This window comes from Streptomyces sp. NBC_01335 (genome assembly GCF_035953295.1).
Lineage (GTDB): Bacteria > Actinomycetota > Actinomycetes > Streptomycetales > Streptomycetaceae > Streptomyces.
In genome coordinates, this window is the sequence record NZ_CP108370.1 from 1,123,112 (window position 1) to 1,144,134 (window position 21,023).

A 21,023-nucleotide genomic window follows, 5' to 3' on the forward strand; every position below is an offset into this window, starting at 1 on the left:
CGGGGCGGCGACCCGGGCCACGGAGCCGTATCGGAGACCGCGGCCGGTGCCCAGCACCCCGCACCGGCGCGCCCCTTCGGCAGCAACGTGACCACGGATCAGGGGAGTTCGCGGGCGGGCGGCACGCCCGGAGGGCCTTCCACCGGGAATGGCGGAGCAGCGGCGGGCGTTCGTTCCGGACGTACCGGCGTCCGGGAACGGCCGCCGGACGGACGAAGGGAAGAAACAGAGATGTCGGCAGCAGTGGTGATCGGAGCGGGGCCCGGAATCGGGGCTTCGGTGGCCGATCGGCTGGCCCGCGAGGGGATGTCCGTGACGGTGGTCGCGCGGAGCCGCGAAACCGTACGGGCCACCACCGACCGGCTCGAACGGAACGGCCGGAAGGCGCTGGGGCTGACCGCGGACAGCACGGACGAGGCCGCGTTACGGGCCGCGCTGGACACGGCCGCCGCCGAGAACGGACCGGCCGGACTCCTCGTGTACAACGCGGCGTTGATCCGTCAGGACGCGCCGGGCGAACTCGACGCCCGAGGCCAGCTCGACGCCTGGGCGGTGAATGTCGTGGGCGCGCTGACCGCCGCCGCGCACCTGGCGCCCGGCATGGCCGCCCGGGGTGGCGGGACCATCCTCGTCACCGGCGGCATGCCCCGCGCCAAGCCCACCCACATCAGCCTGTCGCTCGGCAAGCTCGGGGTACGCAACCTCGTCGAGCTGCTGCACGGGGCCTACGGGGACGCCGGAGTCCACGTGGCGTCGGTGACCGTACCCGACCGGGTCGCACCCGGTACGGACCACGACCCCGACGACATCGCCGAGCACTACTGGCGGCTGCACCTCCAGCCGCGCGAACGCTGGCAGCACGAGGTCGTGCACGGCGTACGGCCCGCCGTCTGACGGGAGTCGGCCCCGGGCGCGTGCGGGCCGGACAGGGCAGCGCCGTGTACAAGGCAGGCCCCCAAGGCGAGTTGGCGCGCGCCTGGGCGTCCCGGGTACGCCGACGGCGGGCGGATGCCGTGGCATCCGCCCGCCTCGGTGCGTCACCCGCGCGTGCCCGGCCCGTTCACCGTGGCCCGCGCGGGCTCCGCCCTGTTACGCGCCCGCGCGGTAGACCGAGATCTCGGTCAGGCTCGGGGTGTACTGCTCCGTGGCGATCTGGCCGGTGAGGGCCACCCGCAGCTTGGAGCTGGTGACGGTACCGAAGCCCGTCACCGTGAGGTCGTGCCCGACACCCGTGTCACGGCTGGCGAAGGTGACCCAGGAACCGGTGGCCGCGTCCCAGCGCTGGAGCTCGAAGGACTGCACCCGGGGGTTGGTGGACGAGTCGGTGTACTCGTCCAGGTAGACCTGGTCGAACGTGGTGTCCGCGCCGAAGTCGACGTCGAGCGTGATCGGGTAGGTCGCGTCGTCGGCGGCGGCCCAGCGGGTCGTCAGGTCGCCGTCGGTCAGCTTCTCCGCGCCGAGCGATCCGTTCGCCCCGGGGTGGGTCGAGCCGGCGGTCACGGGCTTGCCCAGGGCGAGGTTGACCCTGTTGTCCGTCTCGTCCTCGATCGGGTCGGTGTCGACCGGGTGGGCCACCTTGCGGCCGGACTTGGACTCGGCGATGCCGATGTCCGGGGCGTCGCCGTAGTAGAGGTGCGTGCCGAGGAAGTCCTCGGTGCCCAGGTGCGCGTTGTAGCGGCCCGCGTCGATCAGGGGCGAGTCCTTGCGCAGCGCGAAGGGCGCGGCGGCCTTGCGGATCTTGTCGACGCCCGCACCGGTGACGTAGTGGGCGGGGTCACCGACGAACTCCGGGTCGGCCCGCAGCCCGTCCGGGTCGGCCGGCTCCTGCGCGGAGTGGACGCCGGACGCCTCGTAGTAGTCGTTGTTCGAGAACACGGCCTGCCGCAGGGCGCCGGTACGGCGGTACCACGGCGTCGGGGTGGTCTCCGAGGTGTTGTAGAAGATGTTGTTCAGGAAGTAGACGCGGCTCAGGAACGTCTCGTCGTGGACGGTGTTCAGGTCGGCGCCGTCGTAGACGAAGGTGTTGTTGGTGAAGTACGTCGGCGCGTAGTTCGTCGACAGCATGTTCTTCACGAGCACGCCGTTGTCGTTGACGCTGAGGTTGTAACGCGCCACCGAGTTGGAGCTGTTGCCCATGTAGGCCATCCAGCCCGCGGCGTTGTCGTGCGAGTAGTTGTACTGGTACGTGACGTTGAAGTTGGTGTACTCCAGGTCCCAGGGGGTGCCGTCGTACTCGTTGTCCGGACCGCCGTAGACCTCGTTGTACTGCATGGTCGAGTCGGCGCCGGCCCACAGGTAGAGACCGCAGGAGACCGCGTTGTAGCGCTCCAGGAAGCCGTTGACCTCGTTGTACTCGACCGTCATCCGCTGGGAGTCGGCGAGCTGGAAGGCGCCCTGACCGATGCTCTTGGCGTAGTTGTGGCCGATGTAGACGTCACGGCTGTACAGGTCGCGGGTGCGCACCCAGAGCTGCTCCCAGCCCTCGTGCCACTTGCCGGCCTCGTCGTACTGGCCGGAGTCGGCGCTGTCGGCGGCGAACCAGTTGAACGCGAACTGCACCGCGTGCAGTTCGACGTTCTCGAAGGTGTTGTTCTCGATCCGGACGTCGCTGAAGTGGTATCCGCCGGCCGGGTACGCCTTGTAGCTCTTGCTGCCGAAGACCTGGAAGTCGACCGCACCGTAGTGGATCTTCTGCCAGCTGCTCGGGCCGTCGAGGTTGTGGACGTAGATGTCCGATATGCGGAAGTGGTCCATGACCGTGTCCGCGCCGTCCGGGAACAGGTCGGCGTTGATCGAGACCATGATGCCGTCGCGGACGTAACTGCCCTTGGTGATGTCCGTGGCGAAGTCGTCGTCGTTGGACAGCTCGACGTTGTCGATGTCCCAGTACTGCTGGTTGCGCAGGACGATGGCGCCGGTCAGACCGACGGTCTGCGGGTTCTTCGTGCCGTCGGCGTTGAACGGGCTGGGCACCTGGCCGTTGGTGGCGATGTAGGGCCGGCCGGCGCGCTTGTCGCCGTACGCCGAGATGGTGATCGGCTTGCCCGCGCTGCCGGAGCCCTTCGGCCACAGCTGCTCGTTCTGCCACTGCTCGCCGGCCTTGAGCAGGATGCGGTCGCCGGGCAGAAACGTCGTCGCGTTCGCCTTGGCCAGGCTGCGCCAGGCGTTCTTCGGCGAGGTGCCGGCCGCGGTGTCGTGGCCGAGCGTGGCGTCGATGTAGTAGTCCTTGCCACCCGTCGCGTTGTGCTTGTTGCCGGGCCAGGACTTGCCGGCGGCGGGGGCGGGAGCGGCGGCGTGCTTCGGTTCGCTCGCGGCGTGCGCGGCCGGGGCGAGCGACCCCACGAGCAGCGCGGCGAGCACGGAGGCGAGGCCGGTGCGAACCGTCCGCGTGGTGAGCCACGGGCGCTTCACCGACGCCTCGTCGGCGGGCGGGCCGATGTCGGCAGGTCTCATTGCTGCACGTCCTTCGCGTTGATGGCGGCCACCGCCGAGCTGTCGACGTGCATCGAGGCGTCGTCGGCCCGGCGCTGGAGGTAGGTGGCGTACTTCTTCTCGACGAGCGACTGGCGGATCCGCTGGGAGTACTCGGTGAACGCCTTGTCCTTGTCGGTCTTCACGCTGTCGAGCTGGTAGTACGTGATCTGGCCGGTGCCCTTGACGGGCCCGGAGACCTGGCCCCGGTGGAGGTCCCCGAGCACGGAGACGAGGTCCTGGTCGTGGGTGCTCAGCCCGGTCGAGCCGGTGCCGCCGTAGGTGCCGGTGGTGAGCTCGGCGTCCGGCACCCCGGTGACGGCCGACAGGTGCCCGGCGGCCTTCACCCGGCGCTGGAGGCCGGCGGCGAAGTCCGCGGGGGCGCCGTCCGGCACCTGGACCACGAGTTGCGTGTACGCGTACGTGGTCGCGTTGGCGCTCCAGGAGTCCGGGTCCGCGTCGAAGGCCTGGCGGACCTCGGCGTCGGTGACGTGGAGCGGGCCTGCGGCGTCCTTGCTGAGCAGGTCCTTGAGGCTGGTGGCGAGTTCGGTCAGCCGGTGGGTGTAGTACTCCTCGGGGGAGAAGTCGGTGACCCCGTAGACCGTCTGTCCGGCCTGGACCGCCTGGGCGCGGGCCTCGTTCTCCGCCGTGCGCTCGGCGGAGATGTCCGCGAAGTCCACGGAGTCGACGAGACCCTGCTGCCGCGCGAGGACGAGGGTGGCCCGGTCCTCGCGGATCTCGTCGAACGCGCTGCTCTCCAGGCGCTGGAGAGCGGTCTTCGCCCCCGCCTTCGCGTTCCAGCTGAACGGGGTGGCCAGGTGGTAGGTGGTGGTCAGCTCGTTCTGCACGGTGGGGGCGAGGCGTCCCATGTGGAACAGGAGTTCCTCGCGGGTGACCGGGCGCCCGCCCAGGGTGGCGACGTCGTCTCCGCGGTGGCCGCCGGACATCGTCACCGTCGCGACGACCACCGCGACGACGGCGAGTACGGCGCCGGTCACCGCGGCGAGGGTCCGCCGCGACGGGCGCGGCGGTGCCGGTGCCGTACGGGCGGCGGCACCGGTGCCGCGCGCGGCGGCCGGCTTGCCCGAGCCGGGCTTGCCGGAGCCGGGCTTGCGGGAGCCGGGCTTGCCGGAGCCGGGCTTGCGGGAGCCCGCCGGGGGGCGCGGCGCCCGTGTGCCGGGCGCCGCGCCCTTCACGAACCCGCCCCGATCGCCGCGACGCGGGCGACGACGGGGGTGTCCCGGGTCGCGGTGATCGCGAACTCGACCGTGTCGACCTCGGCGGCCGGGAAGGTCAGGATGCGCTGGTAGCCCACCGCGCGCGTCTCGGCGAGCGTGGTCCACTCGCCGCCCCGGCCGCCCCGGACGACGACGTGCTCGACGCGCTGGCCCTGGGTGATGTCCTCGCCGAGCACGACCGCCTCGATCAGGCGGGGCCCGCCGAAGGTGAGGGTCACGGTGGGGCGTGTGTCGGTGCCGTCCGGGCGCCAGGGCGCCTTCGCCTTGCCGGGCCAGGCGGTGGCGACGTCTCCGGGGGCGCCGGAGGTGACCGTCGCGCTCGCCCCGATCCGGCGGGAGCGGAACTCCTCGATGCGCCGGCCGAGTCCGCCGAGCGCCGCCACGTCGGCGTCCCGCAGACGTCCGTCCGCGGCCGGGGGGACGTTCAGCAGGAAGCAGGAGTTGCCGCCGACGGCACGCCGGTAGATGGTGAACAGCTCGTCCGCCGAGCGGACTTCGGTGTCCTCGGCCGTGTGGTGGAACCAGCCGGGGCGGATCGAGGTGTTGACCTCGGCCGGGTACCAGACCAGGTCCGACTCGTGGCCGGCCAGCGCGGCCCGGCTGCCCAGGTCGCGGTCGTCGCTGCGGACGAGGCGGGAGAACGCGCCGTCGTCCGCCTGCTGCGAGACGGAGGCGGTCCGCTCGGCGTTCTGGAGGGCGCGCGGGACCACGCTCCACTCGTCGGGGCGGGTCTCGCCGGCCTCGTTGCCGCACCAGCGGACGTCGGGGCCGCACACGTTGATCACCGCGTCCGGCTGGAGCTCGCGGACCACCGCGTAGTAGCGCTCCCAGTCGTAGACCTGGCGCTTGCCGTTGGGGCCCTCGCCGTTCGCGCCGTCCAGCCACACGGAGAACACCGGGCCGTAGCGGGTGAGCAGTTCGGTGAGCTGAGCGACGTAGAAGTCGTCGTACGCGCTTCCGGAGCCGTAGGACGCCTCGGTGCGGTCCCACGGGGAGAGGTAGACGCCGAACTTCAGGCCGTGCCGTCGGGCGGCGTCGGCGACCTCGGCGACGACGTCGCCCTTGCCGCCGCGCCACGGCGAGGACGCGACCGAGTAGTCGGTGGCGTCGCTCGGCCACATGCAGAAGCCGTCGTGGTGCTTGCAGGTGAGGATGACGCCGGTCATTCCCGCGCTCTTGAGCGAGGCCACCCACTGGTCGGCGTCGAGGCCGGCCGGGTCGAAGAGGGCCGGGGCGTCGTGTCCCTCGCCCCACTCCCGGTCGGTCATCGTGTTCATGCCGAAGTGGATGAAGCCGTAGAACTCCATCTCCTGCCAGGCGAGCTGCCGCTCACTGGGCCGGATCTCGGCGAGCGCCCGTGCGGGCGCGGCGGCGGTGGTCACTGGTACCTCCGGTTGTACGAGGCGAGCAGGGCCATCAGCCCGGCCAGCGCGAGGAGCATGATGCCGAGGTGTCCCCAGCCGATCGTCTTGCGCTCCACCACGACGAGCGCCACGCAGGCCGCCGCGACGAGCGTGCGCACGCCGACGAGCAGCGCCGTACGCGTCGAGTCCTTCATGTGGGTTTTCCTTCCACCGGGCCGCTCGGGCCCGGTCGCTGTGGGCCCGTCAGCCCTTGACGCCGCCGGATGCCATGCCCTCGATGAGCCGCTTCTGGATGAAGGCGTAGACGATCAGGACGGGGACGATGACGATGACCATGCCGGCGTACAGGCGTCCGTAGTCCGCCGCCGCCTTCTGTGCCGTGAACAGGTTGAGCAGGCCGACCTGGACGGTCTTTCCCTCGCCGGGAAGCAGGGTCAGCGAGATGATGAAGTCGTTCCAGTAGGCGAGGAAGTTGAACAGGATCACGGTGGTGATCGCGGGCCGGGCCATCGGCAGCATGATCCGGGTCATGATCCGGAACCGGGACGCCCCGTCGATCGACGCGGCCTCCTCGTAGGCGACCGGGATGGACCGGAAGTACGCGGTGAGCAGGTAGATCGTGAACGGGATCGACGTGGCCGCGTAGACGAGCGAGAGCACCGAGGGGTTGTCGAGGAAGAACCCGCCGGGGAAGACGTCGACGAGCGCCTTGTCCCAGTCGACCAGCATCAGGAAGATCGGGACGACGATGTAGTTGACGTTGACGAAGAGCCCGCCGAGCAGCAGGAGTTCGACGAAGCCCTTGCCCTTGAACTCGTACCGGGCGATGACGTACGCGGCCGGCACGGAGACCGCGAGGACCAGGACGAGGCCGAGCACGGTGACGAACACCGAGGTCGCGAAGTACTGGCCCATGTGCGCGTCGGTGAACGCGTCGACGTAGTTCTGCAGGCGCAGTCCCTCGGGCAGCGTCCAGGGGCTGCCGAAGAACTCGCTCTTCTTCTTCAGCGAGGCGAGCAGCACCCAGGCGACCGGCACCGCGATGGCGAGGGCGAGGGCGATGACGAGCACGTACGTGAGTACGCGGCCGATCCGCGAGCGGGCGGCGGGAGGGCGGGGTGTGTTGATCACGGTCATGGTGTCTGTCCTCAGAACTGAAGGGGCTCGCGCTTGGTCGCCCGGCTCATCAGGAGCGACACGAGGAAGGAGAACGCGAAGATGACGACACCGATGGCCATGCCGTAGCCGTACGAGGAGTTCGTGTACGCCTGCTTGTACATGTAGCTCAGCAGGACCTCGGAGGAGCTGTCGGGACCGCCGCCGGTCATCGCGCGGACCAGCACGAAGCTGAGGTTGACCGCGCTCATGATGAAGAAGGTCAGCGAGGTCCGCAGGTTCTGCCAGATGAGCGGCATCGTGATGGAGAAGAACTGCCGGGTGGCGGAGGCACCGTCGAGCCCGCTGGCCTCGTACAGCTCCTCGGGGATGCTCGACATGCTCGACATGTAGAGGACCATGTAGTAGCCCAGGGACTGCCAGACCATCGCGATGCCGACGGAGTAGAGCACGACCTTCTGGTCGCCGAGCCAGACCTGCTGCCAGCTGTCGAGGGAGACCAGCCGCAGCATGCTGTTGAGCAGACCGTTGTTCTGGTCGTAGATGGCGGAGAAGACCGCCGCGATCACGACCACGGAGAGCACGTTCGGGATGTAGAGGACGAACCGGAGGAAGTTGCGGCTGCGCAGCTTCTGCCGCGTCATGATCGCGGCGAGGAACAGGCCCATCCCCATCGTCACCGCGGTGACGACGACCAGCAGCGTCACCGTGTTCTGGAACGCGCGCACGAACTGCTCGTCGTCGATGAGGTGGCGGAAGTTGTCCAGCCCCACGAACTTCATGTCCGGGGAGAAGCCGCTCCAGGTGTAGAGCGACATCCGGAACACGTTCACGGTCGGGTAGACCATGAACACCGCGAAGAGCACCAGCGCGGGAAGCAGGCAGGCGAGCACGAAACGGGTGTGGCCGGACCGGCGCGCCGGGGACGCCTTGCCGCGCCGGGATTCACCGGCGGAAGCGCGCGTTTTCGATACGGGGTCCGCTGAGTCTTGGGGTGGGGTGGAAAGGGTCGTCACCGTGCCGGTCCTTCGGTCGTACGAGGCAGTCCTGAGGGGGCCGGGAAGGTCTCCCGGCCGATGGAGGCGCCGGCGGCGACCCGGGTCGGCCGGGTCGCCGCCGGGCACATCAGTTGCCCGCCTGGCGCAGCTTCTCGCTGGCCTCGTTCAGCGCGGACTGCCACTTCGCTTCGGTGGTGTCGCCACTGATGATGCTGTTGGCGGTGTCGAAGAGCGTGGACTTGATGTCGACGCCCTCGACCGGCGAGGTGCTCGCGAAGCCGCCGACGAGTGCGGAGACCGACGGGTCCTCGTAGAGCTTGTAGAACGAGGCGCTCTCACCGGTCAGGTTGTCGGCGATGCCCTGGATCGGCTGGATCGCGTTCGACTTGGCGAAGATCTTCGCGGCCTCGTCGGAGTACAGGTAGGCGACGAAGTCCTTCGCCGCGTCCTTGTGCTGCGCGGCGCTGGGGACCCAGACCGACTCGACCGAGGTCGTCAGGTAGCGCTTGGCTCCGGTGGTGACGGCCGGGAGCGGGGTGAGGCCCCAGGTGAAGCCGTCGGCGCGCGGGGCGTCCGCCATCTCACCGGTGATCCAGGTGCCGTTCGGCATGAACAGCGCCTTGTTGTCCAGGATCGACTGCTGGTTCTTGGTGAAGTCCTGCTCGTTGGCGTAGCCGACGGTGGTCGGCGCGGCGTAGCCGAGCAGCTTGGTGGTGATGTCGAGCGCCTTCTTCGCGTTCGGCGTCTTCCAGACGTCCTTCTTGTACGTCATGACGTCGGTGTAGAACTGCTCCCCGCCGACGTCGGCGAGCAGCGCGAAGAAGTACGAGTCGAGGTAGCCGGCGGTCGGGTAGGTGAAGAGGGGTATGCCCGCCTTCTTCGCCTTGTCGCCGAGCGCGAACATGTCGTCCCAGGTGGCCGGGGTCTCCCAGCCGTTCTTCTTGAAGAGGGCCTGGTTGTAGAAGAGACCCGTCGGCGCGTAGTACATCGGCATCAGGTACGTCTTGTCCGTGCCGTACGGGTTGGTGTTCAGGTTGCCGACGATGCCCGGGGTGAGCTTGTCGCCGACCGTCTTGGTCTCGCCGGGGACCTTCGCCTTGAGGACCGGGGTGAGGTCCTCCACGGCCTTGTCCTTGACCAGGGTCTCGGTGAGGGCGGCCTTGCGGCCCTGGCCGAGCACCACGACGTCCGGGTACTTGCCGGCCTTCATGTTCGGGGTGATCTCGTCCTCGATGCTCTTCGAGATCTGGAGCTGGACGTCGACGTCCGGGTGCGCCGCCTCGTAGGCCTTGATGACCTGCGTGTACATGTCCCGGCCGTAGCCGCCTTCGAGGGCTGCGACCTTGAGGGTCGTCTTGCCCGAGTCCGCGCTGTCGCCGCCTCCCGAACATCCGGTGGCGAGCAGCCCGAGCACCGTCACAGCGGTGCCTGCAAAGGCGAGCGATCTCCTCATTGGGGGTCCTTCCCGGGGACAAGTTGCCCATCTGACTGCGAGTGGCAGAGCGGGCCGGCCATGGCCCCTGTCGGGGGCCGCGTCGCCCGGCGCCGCGCCACCGCAGAGCCGGACTTGGATCTTCGTTGATCCGGCGTTGTTACGGTGGCACCGATAACATGGTGCGTACGATGGCATCGATCACATGACGGCGCAAGGGGTCAGATGAGGTCGATTCGGCGAAGGGCTCACATCGAGGCCATGTGGACCGCCGCGTCCGGCCCGCTCGGCGCCTCGGACACGGGCCGGCCGGGGTGCGATCAGGCGTCAGCGCCCGGCGCGCACAAGGGAGTTCCAGCGATGCGCCAGGACGTGCGGACGCGGTCGCGCGCGCACGCACGGGATGCCGCACGAACGCCTGTGACTTTTTTCGTACGCGCCCACCCTGAACCGACGCCGAACCGACGCGAACCAGGCGCGAGCGGGATGAATGGGCGGGGCCGGGCGGGCGCCGGGCCCCACGAAGCCTGGGCGAACAGGATGTTCGGGATATCCCCGCCCCATCACGGCGAAGAGGTTGAACAGGCATGGCCGGGGCCGGAGCCCCGGCCTCACCCCTGGCGCGGCGGTGCGGTGGAGCCGCGTACGGACAGGGACGCGGTGACGGCCGAGTCCTCGACGTCGGCCTCCCCCTGGAGCAGCAGCGCGACGGCCGCCGCGCCGTACCCGTAGAAGTCCTGCCGGACGGTCGTCAGGGGCGGCGCGCAGTAGGCCGCCAGCGCGATGTCGTCGACGCTCACGATGGAGACGTCGTCGGGCACCGACCGGCCGCGTTCGCGCAGGGCCCGGATCACCCCGAACGCCATCTCGTCGCTCGCGACGAAGACCGCGGTGACCTCGGGGATCATCGCGATGATCTGCCCCTGCCGGTACCCGGAGTCGGGCGACCAGTCCCCCTCCAGGGGGGTCGGCGGCTCGATCCCGGCCGCGTCCAGGCACTCCTGCCAGCCCTGGCGGCGCCGGCGCGCCTCGATCCACTCGTCCGGTCCGGCGATGTGCCAGATCTGGCGATGTCCCAGGTCGAGCAGGTGCTGGGTGGCCAGCCGGCCCGCTTCCGCCTGGTCGATGCCGAGCACCCGGGCCCCCTGCGTCCGCGACCCGTCGAGGGTGACGGTCGGGATCTCCCGGGTGAGGTCCTCTATCTTCTGCGTCACCGAGAGGAGCGGCACGGCGATCACCAGACCGTCGACGCCCTGGTCGGCGAGTTTGGCCAGGGACCGTTCCATCAGGCCGGCGTCGAGCCCGGCGATGGTGGCGATGCTCACCGCGTACCCCGCCGCGCCGGCGGCCGACTCGACACCGGCGGTGACCGCCGAGCGCGAGTAGTACCCGCCGGACTCCAGCAGCACGAGCCCGATGGTGTGGCTGCGGCCCGAAGAGAGCGCCCTGGCGGCGCTGTTGAAGCGATAACCGACCTGCTCAACCGCCGCGAGCACGCGCCGGTTGGTGTCGGGGGTGACGTTCGGCGAACCGCGCAGCGCGCGTGACACCGTCTGCGCCGAAACTCCGGCGATCCGGGCCACGTCGGCCATGCTCGGCTGTCTCGGCCTCGCGATGTCCTCGTTCAAGAGATGTCCTCGCTCAAGACGCTCCGTCCTCCGGGATCGGCTGCTGGACTCTACCAAGCTTGTTATACATGTCATCGATAACATACGCTCGCGCCGTGACTGAGTCGCCCACGACACACATCCCCTCGGCACGCCCCACGGACGATGCGACGGCGGGCCCCGCCACCGCCGCTCTGTCCTGGCGCGAAGGCCGCATGTACCGCGACGGCGTTCCGCACCGCATTCTGTCGGGAGCGCTGCACTACTTCCGGGTTCATCCCGATCTCTGGCGGGACCGCATCCGCCGGATCGCCGATCTCGGGCTCAACACCATCGACACGTACGTGGCTTGGAACTTCCACCAGCCGCGCGAGGACCGGGTGCCGGGCTTCGACGGCTGGCGGGACCTCGAACGCTTCATCCGCACGGTGGGAGAGGAGGGCCTCGACGTCATCGTCAGGCCCGGCCCCTACATCTGCGCGGAGTGGTCCAACGGCGGTCTGCCCGGCTGGATCACCGGCCGCGACCTCGCCCTGCGCAGCTCGGACCCGCTGTTCACCTCGGCCGTCGGCACCTGGTTCGACGACCTGATCCCCCGCATCGCGGCGCTCCAGGCGTCCGAGGGCGGGCCGGTCGTCGCGGTGCAGGTGGAGAACGAGTTCGGCAGCTACGGCGACGACCACGCCTACATGCGCTGGAGTCGCGAGGCCCTGACCGAACGGGGCATCACCGAGCTGCTGTTCACGGCGGACGGCCCCACCGAGCTCATGCTGGACGGCGGCTCGCTGCCGGGCACCCTGATGGCCGCCACCCTGGGCTCCAAGCCCGAGGCCGCCCGCACGCTCCTCGCGGGCCGACGCCCCGAAGAGCCCTTCCTGGTCGCCGAGTTCTGGAACGGCTGGTTCGACCACTGGGGCAAGAAGCACCACGTACGCGGCGTGGAGAGCGCGGTGCACACCCTGCGCGGCATCGTCGCCGACGGCGGCAGCGTGAGCATCTACATGGCGCACGGTGGCACCAACTTCGGTCTGTGGGCGGGTGCCAACGAGTCGGACGGCCGACTGGAACCCATCGTGACCAGCTACGACTCCGACGCGCCGATCGCCGAGGACGGCACGCTCACCCCCAAGTTCTTCGCCATGCGCGAGGCGCTCGGCGCCGAGGGCCCCCTCCGTTCGCCCGAACGGCTGCCGACGCTCCCGCCCGCCCGCGTCCCGCTCACGCACCGGGCCGGCCTTCTCCCCGGCCTGCGCGCCGTGGAGCCCACGACCACCAGCACCGCCCCGCGCCCCGCCACGTTCGAGCAACTCGGGCTGGACGCGGGCATGGTGCTGTACACCGCGCACCCGCGCATCCCGGCGGGCACGCACCAGCTGACCCTCACCGACGTGCGTGACCGCGCCCTCGTCTTCGTCGACGGCGTCTTCCTCGGGATCGCCGACGCCGGTTCCCGTGAACTGCCCGTGGCCGGAACCGGGGCGACCGTGAAGCTGGAGGTCGTGGTCGAGAACCTCGGCCGGATCAACTACGGGCCGACCGTCGGCGGGCACAAGGGCCTGCTCGGCCCGGTCCTGGTGGACCGGCGCACGGTGCAGGGCTGGGAGAGCGCGCCGGTCGCGCTCCAGGAGTGGTCCGACGCGGAACTCTCCGAGGCGCTCGCCACCGGCCCCGCGCCCGCCACCGGCGGCACCGCTCCTGCCTCCGCCACCGAGCCTGCCTCCGGCTCCGCCACCGCTACCGCGCCTGCCTCCGGCTCCGCCACCGAGCCTGCTTCCGCGCCCGCCTCCGGCGCCGGTACGCAGGCCATCGGCCCGGGTACACCGACCACCGGGTTCGCCGTCGCCCGGCTCCACGTCGACACGCCGGCGGACACCTTCCTCGCGCTGCCGGGTTCACGGCGCGGCTTCGTCTGGGTCAACGGCTTCCTGCTCGGACGCTACTGGGAGATCGGGCCCCAGGTCACCCTGTACTGCCCGGCGCCGCTGCTGCGGTCGGGCGAGAACACCGTCACCGTTCTCGAACTGGAACAGCTGGGCGACGAGGTCGAGTTGCGGGACCGCCCCGAACTCGGCCCGCCGGAGGAGTACATCGAGGAGTTCGACTGACCGGTCAGTCGGCCTGGACGACGACCGGTTGAGCGGGGCCGGCGGATCGTGCGCGATCCGCCGGCCCCACCCGAAAGCCTTCAGACCGAGGGCGACGGTACGGTGCGGTACGCCTCGCGGCTCCCTGCCCCGACCCGAACGGCGGGAAGCGGGCAGTCCCTCCGGGGCAGGTGCATCCAGCCCTCCACCTCGGCCATGGCACGCTCCTCGCCGGATACCGGCGGGTGGGTCATCCCGCACGCCGCCGCCCGAGCGACCACCGCCGCGATCAGGGCGTCCAGGTCGTGGTCACTGCGCGTGCACCGCTCCCGCACACGTTCGCCGAGGTCGAGGCCCAAGCCGTCCGCGAGACCGGCGAGGATCTGGGCCCGCGCGGCGAGCGCGGCAGGCGTGGACTTCTTGTAACTGCCCTTGCTCGCAAGCCCCCACTGCATCAGCGCGAACGCCGGATAGACCTCCACGACCGGACCGGAGCCGTCCCGTGGGACGGCGGGCCCCGCACCCGCCAGGCGTTCCAGGAGATTCACCGCGCGCATGGCGACGACGCCCAGCTTGTCGGCGGCGACCGAGAGCGGCCGTTGCCTCCCCGCCCCCGTGCGCTTCCACGCCACGTCGTCGGTCAGCCGGTGGGTGAACCGGCTCAGCCCCTCGCGACCGTCCGAGTGCGGCGCGTACCAGGACCGTTCGGGCAGTTCCGTACCCGCCCGGTGGGCGGTGAGCAGGGACATGAACTCCACCGGCCAGCCGACGGGCGAATCCAGGCCGGTCCGGTCGGCGGTCCGCATCGCCGCCAGCAGGTCGTCGTCGTTCCTGCCGTCGAGGAGTTCGACGGCAGGTCGCTCCGTCCAGGTCACGCGGCAGACCCCGGTCGTTCCGGTGTAGCCGGCCAGGTCGATGCCGACCGTCACCATGGGGGCGGTCGTCATGCGTACGTCCGTCACGGGCGGGCCGGCCACGGACGGGTCCGCCATCGCGCTCTCCGTCCGCCGGTCCGAATCCATCTCTCGACCCCCGCCTTTCCGTGCGCCCCACTCCCAGCGGCCGCTCCCCCAGTCGGACGCCCGGGCTCCGCACCGCCGATCAGCGCCCCAGCCAACCAGAGACGTCAGAACCCCACCACCGGATCGGGATCACCGCGTCCCTCCGACGACGCGGCACCTCCCGGCCCACGGCCGGGAGACCCGGCCCGTACGAACGTCCTACGGCCGACCCGTCGACGAGGCCGACGAGGCCGGGGAACTCGCCGAGGGAGAAACCGGGGTCGACGCCACCCCCTGTGTCGCACCGTGCGGCAGGCGCTCGTCGACGACCTCGAAGCGGACGTCGGGAACCGGGCCATCAGCAAGACGGGAGGCGACAGCCGAACGTGCGGCACTCCCCGTGACGACGACGGTGGAACAGCGGAGTTGGACGAGGGCGTTCACGTATGCGACGGGGTCCGCACCCGCGGGCAGCTGGTAACGCTGCACGACCGTGTGCGAACCGCTCGCTTCCGCCGTCCTGCGCATCCGCTCCCGGATTCCGGTGGGATCCGCGTCCACGGAGGTCAGGAAACAGGTGCGGGTGGCGGTGTCGGCGTGCGACACCGGCTCCGGTGCGCGGAAGGCCGCATCCGGGCCCGGCTTCAGGAACCACACCAGAGCGCCGGACACGGCCGCGGCGGCCAGTACCACGGCGCCCAGGGTCAGCCAGGGCCGCCGGGGCAGGTGGAGTCTCACAGGTTGGTTCTTTCTGCTCGCGGGCTGAACACACCACCCCGGGCCCGTGCCACGGCCCGGGCCGCAGCCCAGTCGGGCGGGCGCCCGCACATCCGCTGTCCCAACGCCGGCCGTATGCCGGACGCCGCACGAGAACGGTGAACGTCAGATTCCCGGCAACGGTTCGCGGTCCCACGGATCGGTTCCGCTCAAGACGGCATTCTTGAGGTCGCGGTCATGAACGAAGCGACATCCGTCATAGGCAAGATCGAATGTCCAGATCTCCGCAAGATCACGCTCGGTGTAACGGCAGAGGAATTCGACCATCCCGCATTCGAAGTGCTCCCAGGAGTCGTACTGAAGCCGCCAGAGGGCGACGGTCCACTTCTCGGGGTCGGCCGAATCGGTACGCCGGCAGAGCAGATCGGACTCGGTGGTCAATCCCCAGGCGGTCAACAACTCGGGCTGGTCGTACTCCGCCGCTTCCGCCGTCTCGAACGCGTCGGCGGTCCGTCCCCGGATCGTCGCGCCCTCGTCCAGTGGATAGACCTCCTGCACCGGCGGCTCGACACCCAGGAAGCCGTCGAAGCAACCCTGCCCGTAAACCTCCATGAACAGGCGGTAGTCACTCGGGAACCGATGCCCGTTCTCAGCATGGGCCGAATCCCAGTCGACCTGGTTGCCACCCCGACCAGGCGGAGCGACCGAGTCCGCCAGACGTTTCATCCTGTCATTACTTGACCACGTCAGCGAGGTTCACCCCTGCCACTCCGTAGGTGTTGGGCACAATCAGATCTCTGCTGTGACCCGACATTCCTGAACTGTAGTACCCACGCGCCGACATGACGAATTCATAGGGAACTTCACTGCCCGCGGATCGGTACTTCGGAATCACGGAATAGGAAACACTCTGACCGGTCCTCGCGGGGAGGCCCACGCTCGTGGCATAGACCTGGGCCTTGTTGTAACCCGCCAGTCGATTGCGCGCGCTGGTCGGTACGCCTCTGACGGAGCTCGGGATCAAGCCGCATGCGCCGCCCCACGTTCACCGTTCGTCAACCGGAGGCCGGGCCCCACCCCTTCGCACTCCACCTCTCCTCTGCCCGGACCCGTCCAGCCATGGGGCGCGTCTCGGAGCGCCGCCTCCCGGGCTCAGGCGAACCACGGCCACCGCCGGGGTGCGGGTGAACGACCACCACCGCCGGGATCCGGCCGAACCACGGCCTTTCGACGACACGCCCTACGGCCGCACCTGGACCAGCGCGTGCGTGCCGCTCGTACGCCAGGCGGTCCCGGACGCTTCGAGGGCGTCCAGCATGTCCTGCTCCAGGCCCACGACGACGTCGGACTTCAGCGTCCGCAGCGCCGCGACGGCCCCCGGGAAGTGCGCGGTGAGACCGGCGAAGGGCACGGTCGCCTCCCACCGCCGGTCGCCCACCAGGCGGCGGTAGTTGAGGTCCCCCTTCAGGATGGTGAGCGCGGCGCCCGCGAACTCCTGCCGCAGGTCCTCGGGCATCTCCTCGTACCCGAACGGGGCGCAGAAGAACGGGTGGGTACGGACCTCCAGCTCCCCGGCGGCCATGGCCTTCCAGAGCCGGCCGCCGGTCAGGCCCGCCTCGCCGGGTGCCTCGACGAGACGGCGCAGGCAGTCGACCACGTCGGCGGTCATGGCGTCGGAGACGAAGTACGGGGAGGGTTTGACGTAGAGCACGACCCGTTCGGCACGCCCGTGTTCGAGGAGGTGGTCGACGAGGACGAGATCGGGGATCAGCTCGCGTCCCGCGTTGTCGGCCACCACGGCCACGGTGGCCGGGGCACCGGCGGGCAGGAGCCGCCACAGCACGGCGCTGTCGTCGGCGACCAACGCCGAGGCCACGGCATCATCCGCCGCCGGCTCCCCCGCCGAGATGCGGAAGCCGAGGTCAGCGCGGTTGCCCCAGAGCGAGGCGCCCAGGAGGGCCGTGCCCCGCTGATCGGCCGGGGCGTCGGCGAGCGCGTCCAGGGACCGCAGCTCCTCCTCGACCGCCTCGCCCCGCAGTTCGGCCCGCTTGAACGGTGCGAAGGGGTCGACTCCCCGCCACGGCCCCGGACCGAAGTACCCGACGGCGTCGAGGAGCCTGCGGTAGAAGTAGTTCTCCGCCCACAGGAACGGGGCGGCGTACCAGGAGCCCCCGAAGTACTCCTCGCCCCAAGCCGCCCAGTGCTCGTGGTCGGGGTCCGTGGGGTCGAGCGGTCCGACGACGTCGTCGGCGATCTCGTCCAGCAGGGCGTCGAGGGCCTCGTGCTGCCGGCGGCCGTACGGGAAGGCGTCCCGTACCTGCCGGATGAGAGCGGGGTGGCGCTCGGCCAGTACACCCCGGGGGAACGAGCCGGGCGCGTCGCTCAGGACGACGGGAGCCCCGCCGACGGGAGCACCGCCGACAGGAGCACGGCCGTCCGGAGCACCGCCGACCGGAGCAGCGAGCGGGGCACCGCCGCGAGCAGCCTCTTCGCCGGGAGTGCGGGAGTTCTTCTCTGTCATGGTGCCCAGGCCCTTCGCGCGTCGGTCGCTCACCCGACCATGATCGCAAGGAGCTGTCCGTCCTACCTTCTTGGTGGGTCCGAACTGGTCGTGTGCAGGATCGGTGGAGCCCAGGGGCTCTCCTGGAATTCTTCCTCCCGCGCTCGGGCGAACCCCGGACGTGACGAAGAAGGGGCCCGTCGTCCCGCTGACGGCCCACCAGACCCCGGCCGCGATCCTCAGCATGGGCGACCGACGGCTGCAGAAGCGCTGTTCCTCGTTCCTCGCGCCGCAGCAGCTGGAGCGCCCCGACTTCTGCGCACGTGGGGCCGGCTCGGCAGGCACGCGCTACCGAACTCTTCTGGTAGCCGTGAGCCAGCGAGAGTCGATGCGGTCCAACCAAACGTCCTGATCATCGGCCAGAGGTCGTTCGAGGGGAAGGGGAAGGAATCTGCAGCCGAACGTGAGGCCGGCATCATCACCGTCGCCGTGGACCTCATGGACCCAAGCGTCAGGGGTGTCATCGGGGGCTTGGAGGTAGAAGAAACTGGTTCGCCGTGGTTGTCCTGTGTCGGGGTGGGGCTTGTCCTCCACAGCGATCTGCCTGACTGGCCCCGTAGTCAGCAGCCCCGATTCCTCGGCGACCTCCCGCCGGACCGCTGCGTCCAGCTCCTCGCCTGCCTCGACCCCTCCTGCGGGGACCTGGGTACCTGCTTCCGGCATGCCTACATGGTCGAACACCAGCAACTCGGGAGCGGCGCGATGACGGACCACGTACGCGGCGACACGGATTCTCGGCAGAGACATCCCGGCATTGTCCTTCATGACCGCTGAACACGAACCTGGCAGCTGTTGACATCACGAGGGGGAAGTCGCCGATCCGCCCCGCCGAAGGGCAGCCCTGAGGCTCCGGCAGGGCGACGAGGACGGCAGCCGACCGCGGGGCCCGGAGCAGGGGCCCCGGGCCCAGGGAGGTGAACGACGAGCGTGTGCCGGCCGGGTGACCTTTGCAGGTGCGGATACGGAACGGGCGCAAGCGGCCGATCGCCGCGCCCCGGCCACGCCCCCCTGCCCACCGGCTCCCTCACCCGGGCGAGGCCCCGCCGGGTTGACGGGCAGGGCCGGCCCGGAGGTGCCGCGCCACCCGGGTGACCAGTGGGAGGTCATGACCGCGCCATGGCCACCGGCTCCCCCGGCGCCCCGCGTGACGCGCACGAGCCGACGCCGAGGCCCGCCCTGTGCCACCGGACGGACCCGCTCCCCCTGCCGCCGGCGAGGTACGGAACGGCCTTCCGTTACGCGAATGCGAACGGTCCCGCACCAGGGCCGCGCACCTCCTCGGGCATTCGCCCCGCGACGGGGAAGGCGTCGCTCCCCCGGCAGGTCCCGCCGTTCCTCGGTGTGCGTCGAACTTGTTCGACGGGTGACAGCGGGCGTCGAACTCATTCGACAGGTGACAGCGAACGTCGAACTCATTCGACGGATGACGGCACGCGTCGAATTTATTCGACAGTGACGGTGTGCGTCGAATTTATTCGACGGATGACAATCCCACCTGCGGTAAAGCCCGTTCAAGGTGTGGTCGCGTTAACGCGCCCGTAAGACAGTTGTGATTCAAGTCTTGACAGGTGCTCGACGCCACGCCACCTTGGGAGCGCTCCCACACCGGTACCCCCGCACAGTCCACTCACCCCCTTCACCACCACCAGGTGATGAAGGGGGCGTGGCGAGGCACGGTCGCGCCCCGCCACGCTCCACGCTGCCCGGCAGAGGAAGGCGTTTGTCATGAGCTCGATGAAGCGCTGCATGCACGACCGCGCCAGAGGTATCCCGACCCTTCTGGCCGGAGCCCTCACCCTCGCACTCGCCCTCACGGGTGGGCCGGCGACGGCGGCCCAGCAGGGCACGGCGATCGCCGCACAGCAAGGCTCATTGCATGAACTTGCCGTCGCCCAGGGCAAGTACTTCGGCTCCGCCACGGACAACCCCGAACTGACCGACGCGGCCTACACGGCCATCCTGGGCTCCGAGTTCGGACAGATCACCCCCGGCAACTCCATGAAGTGGGACACCACCGAGCCCGTCCAGGGCCAGTTCAACTTCGCCAAGGGCGATGTGGTCACCGACTTCGCGGCGCAGCACGGTCAGACCGTGCGCGGCCACACGCTCGTCTGGCACAGCCAGCTGCCGAGCTGGGTGGGCGCTCTGCCGTCGGCGCAGGTCGAGGCGGCGATGACCCGTCACATCACCGAGGAGGCCACGCACTACCGCGGCGCGGTCACCGCGTGGGACGTGGTGAACGAGCCGTTCAACGAGGACGGGACCTTCCGCACGAGCCCCTTCTACACCGCCATGGGCAGCGACTACATCGCCACCGCGCTGCGCGCCGCCCACGCCGCGGACCCGGACGCCAAGCTGTACCTCAACGACTACAACATCGAGGGGCTCGGCGCGAAGAGCGACGCCATGTACACCCTGGTCACCGAGCTCCTCGACGAGGGCGTGCCGCTCGACGGGGTCGGGATGCAGGCGCACCTGGCCGTCCAGTACGGCTTCCCGTACCAGATGCAGGCGAACATGCAGCGGTTCGCCGACCTCGGTCTCGACGTGGCCGTCACGGAACTCGACGTGCGCATGGCGCTGCCCGCCGATGCCGCCAAGACCACCACGCAGTCCGGCTACTACCGGCAGGTCGTCGAGGCCTGCCTGGCGGTCGAGCGGTGCGTCGGCATCACGGTCTGGGACTACACGGACAAGTACTCGTGGGTCCCGAGCACGTTCCCCGGTCAGGGCGCGGCCAACCTGTACGACGAGAACCTGGCGCCCAAGCCGGCCCTCTCCGCCGTGCGCACCGCACTGGGCGGCGCGGACGACGGCGGAGACGACGGCGGGGAGGGCGGCGACCCGGGGGCGCTCAAGGCGCAGTACCGCAACAGCGACTCGTCGGTGGGCGACAACCAGATCAAACCCGGCCTCCAACTGGTGAACACCGGCACCACGGCGGTCGGCCTGTCGGACGTGACCCTCCGGTACTGGTTCACCGCCGGCAGTGGAGCTCCCGACTACCGCACGTGGTGCGACTGGTCGCCGATCGGCTGCAACACGGTGACCCACCGGGTGGTGGCCATGGACACCCCGAAGGCAGGCGCCGACCACTACCTCGAAGTGGGCTTCGGCAGCGGCAGCCTCGCCCCGGGCGCCTCGACGGGCGAGATCCAGATGCGGCTGAACAAGTCGGACTGGTCCGTCTTCGACGAGTCGGACGACTACAGCCACGGCAGTGGCACCTCGTACGCGGACGCTCCGAGGATCGCCGTCTACGTGGACGGTGAGCAGGTCTGGGGCGTCGCGCCCTGATCCCGGCTCGACCGGCCGCACCACCCGCACCACCGCTCCCCCCGCTCCCCCGCTCAACGACCATCCCCCCTGGTCACCCACCCCCGCTTCACCCCTCTGCTTCACCCCTCTGCTTCACCCCCGCGCCTCACCCCCTCC

The 21,023-nt window shown here is 70.1% G+C and carries 16 protein-coding genes; 3 read left to right on the top strand and 13 right to left on the bottom strand.

What is annotated here, in order from left to right:
• Positions 1-231: 231 nt before the first annotated feature.
• On the top strand, positions 232-894 hold the full coding sequence (locus tag OG599_RS04505) for an SDR family NAD(P)-dependent oxidoreductase (protein WP_327174637.1): 663 nt from the start codon (positions 232-234) through the stop codon (positions 892-894).
• A 195-nt stretch (positions 895-1,089) separates the two neighbouring features.
• On the opposite strand, the gene OG599_RS04510 is transcribed toward OG599_RS04505, so the two are convergent.
• From OG599_RS04510 to OG599_RS04545, 8 genes are all read right to left on the bottom strand, one after another.
• Positions 1,090-3,453 carry a galactose-binding domain-containing protein gene (locus OG599_RS04510; protein WP_327174638.1) on the bottom strand — a complete coding sequence of 788 codons (2,364 nt, stop codon included), beginning with the start codon at positions 3,451-3,453 and terminating at the stop codon, positions 1,090-1,092.
• Positions 3,450-4,667, bottom strand: coding sequence for a peptidylprolyl isomerase (locus OG599_RS04515; RefSeq protein ID WP_327174639.1), 1,218 nt, complete (start codon positions 4,665-4,667; stop codon positions 3,450-3,452). Before OG599_RS04515 ends, OG599_RS04510 begins: the two co-directional genes overlap by 4 nt.
• Positions 4,664-6,091: an alpha-L-fucosidase gene (locus tag OG599_RS04520; RefSeq protein ID WP_327174640.1), complete on the bottom strand. Its 1,428-nt coding sequence runs from the start codon at positions 6,089-6,091 to the stop codon at positions 4,664-4,666. Before OG599_RS04520 ends, OG599_RS04515 begins: the two co-directional genes overlap by 4 nt.
• The gene (locus OG599_RS04525) at positions 6,088-6,267 is read right to left on the bottom strand and encodes a DUF6903 family protein (RefSeq protein ID WP_327174641.1); all 180 of its coding nucleotides are present in this window, start codon (positions 6,265-6,267) and stop codon (positions 6,088-6,090) included. Before OG599_RS04525 ends, OG599_RS04520 begins: the two co-directional genes overlap by 4 nt.
• 49 nt (positions 6,268-6,316) lie before the next feature.
• Positions 6,317-7,210 (bottom strand): carbohydrate ABC transporter permease, encoded by an 894-nt coding sequence (locus OG599_RS04530; RefSeq protein WP_327174642.1) that lies wholly within the window; start codon positions 7,208-7,210, stop codon positions 6,317-6,319.
• An 11-nt stretch (positions 7,211-7,221) separates the two neighbouring features.
• Positions 7,222-8,082, bottom strand: coding sequence for a carbohydrate ABC transporter permease (locus tag OG599_RS04535; protein WP_327174643.1), 861 nt, complete (start codon positions 8,080-8,082; stop codon positions 7,222-7,224).
• Between the two features lie 232 nt (positions 8,083-8,314).
• Positions 8,315-9,640, bottom strand: coding sequence for a carbohydrate ABC transporter substrate-binding protein (locus OG599_RS04540; protein WP_327174644.1), 1,326 nt, complete (start codon positions 9,638-9,640; stop codon positions 8,315-8,317).
• 590 nt (positions 9,641-10,230) lie between these two features.
• Complete coding sequence (locus OG599_RS04545) at positions 10,231-11,247, bottom strand: LacI family DNA-binding transcriptional regulator (protein ID WP_327174645.1); 1,017 nt, start codon at positions 11,245-11,247, stop codon at positions 10,231-10,233.
• A gap of 68 nt (positions 11,248-11,315) precedes the next feature.
• Here OG599_RS04545 and OG599_RS04550 point away from each other — a divergent pair, with 68 nt between their 5' ends.
• A complete protein-coding gene (locus tag OG599_RS04550; RefSeq protein WP_442809380.1) occupies positions 11,316-13,331 on the top strand; it encodes a beta-galactosidase in 2,016 nt (671 codons plus the stop codon).
• 80 nt (positions 13,332-13,411) lie between these two features.
• Here OG599_RS04550 and OG599_RS04555 read toward each other — a convergent pair whose 3' ends face one another.
• The 5 genes from OG599_RS04555 to OG599_RS04575 all read right to left on the bottom strand — a co-directional run bounded on the left by OG599_RS04555 (position 13,412) and on the right by OG599_RS04575 (position 18,335).
• Positions 13,412-14,302, bottom strand: a complete 891-nt coding sequence (locus tag OG599_RS04555) for a DUF429 domain-containing protein (protein ID WP_327174647.1) — start codon at positions 14,300-14,302, stop codon at positions 13,412-13,414.
• Between the two features lie 228 nt (positions 14,303-14,530).
• A complete protein-coding gene (locus OG599_RS04560; protein WP_327174648.1) occupies positions 14,531-15,049 on the bottom strand; it encodes a hypothetical protein in 519 nt (172 codons plus the stop codon).
• 144 nt (positions 15,050-15,193) lie between these two features.
• Positions 15,194-15,754, bottom strand: a complete 561-nt coding sequence (locus OG599_RS04565) for a hypothetical protein (protein WP_327174649.1) — start codon at positions 15,752-15,754, stop codon at positions 15,194-15,196.
• Between the two features lie 514 nt (positions 15,755-16,268).
• Positions 16,269-17,582, bottom strand: a complete 1,314-nt coding sequence (locus tag OG599_RS04570; RefSeq protein WP_442809382.1) for a damage-control phosphatase ARMT1 family protein — start codon at positions 17,580-17,582, stop codon at positions 16,269-16,271.
• Positions 17,583-17,876: 294 nt separating this feature from the next.
• A complete protein-coding gene (locus OG599_RS04575) occupies positions 17,877-18,335 on the bottom strand; it encodes an NUDIX hydrolase (protein ID WP_327174650.1) in 459 nt (152 codons plus the stop codon).
• A gap of 978 nt (positions 18,336-19,313) precedes the next feature.
• Between OG599_RS04575 and OG599_RS04580 the strand changes: the two genes are divergently transcribed.
• Complete coding sequence (locus OG599_RS04580; RefSeq protein WP_327174651.1) at positions 19,314-20,885, top strand: endo-1,4-beta-xylanase; 1,572 nt, start codon at positions 19,314-19,316, stop codon at positions 20,883-20,885.
• The last annotated feature ends 138 nt before the right edge of the window (positions 20,886-21,023 follow it).

What these genes read in the sequence shown, in the direction of transcription:
- OG599_RS04505 (WP_327174637.1), top strand. Translation starts at nt 232, where the DNA reads ATGTCGGCAGCAGTGGTGATCGGAGCGGGGCCCGGAATCGGGGCTTCG.
- OG599_RS04510 (WP_327174638.1), bottom strand. Translation starts at nt 3,453, where the DNA reads ATGAGACCTGCCGACATCGGCCCGCCCGCCGACGAGGCGTCGGTGAAG.
- OG599_RS04525 (WP_327174641.1), bottom strand. Translation starts at nt 6,267, where the DNA reads ATGAAGGACTCGACGCGTACGGCGCTGCTCGTCGGCGTGCGCACGCTC.
- OG599_RS04530 (WP_327174642.1), bottom strand. Translation starts at nt 7,210, where the DNA reads ATGACCGTGATCAACACACCCCGCCCTCCCGCCGCCCGCTCGCGGATC.
- OG599_RS04540 (WP_327174644.1), bottom strand. Translation starts at nt 9,640, where the DNA reads ATGAGGAGATCGCTCGCCTTTGCAGGCACCGCTGTGACGGTGCTCGGG.
- OG599_RS04550 (WP_442809380.1), top strand. Translation starts at nt 11,316, where the DNA reads ATGTCATCGATAACATACGCTCGCGCCGTGACTGAGTCGCCCACGACA.
- OG599_RS04555 (WP_327174647.1), bottom strand. Translation starts at nt 14,302, where the DNA reads ATGGCGGACCCGTCCGTGGCCGGCCCGCCCGTGACGGACGTACGCATG.
- OG599_RS04565 (WP_327174649.1), bottom strand. Translation starts at nt 15,754, where the DNA reads ATGAAACGTCTGGCGGACTCGGTCGCTCCGCCTGGTCGGGGTGGCAAC.
- OG599_RS04575 (WP_327174650.1), bottom strand. Translation starts at nt 18,335, where the DNA reads ATGTCTCTGCCGAGAATCCGTGTCGCCGCGTACGTGGTCCGTCATCGC.
- OG599_RS04580 (WP_327174651.1), top strand. Translation starts at nt 19,314, where the DNA reads ATGAGCTCGATGAAGCGCTGCATGCACGACCGCGCCAGAGGTATCCCG.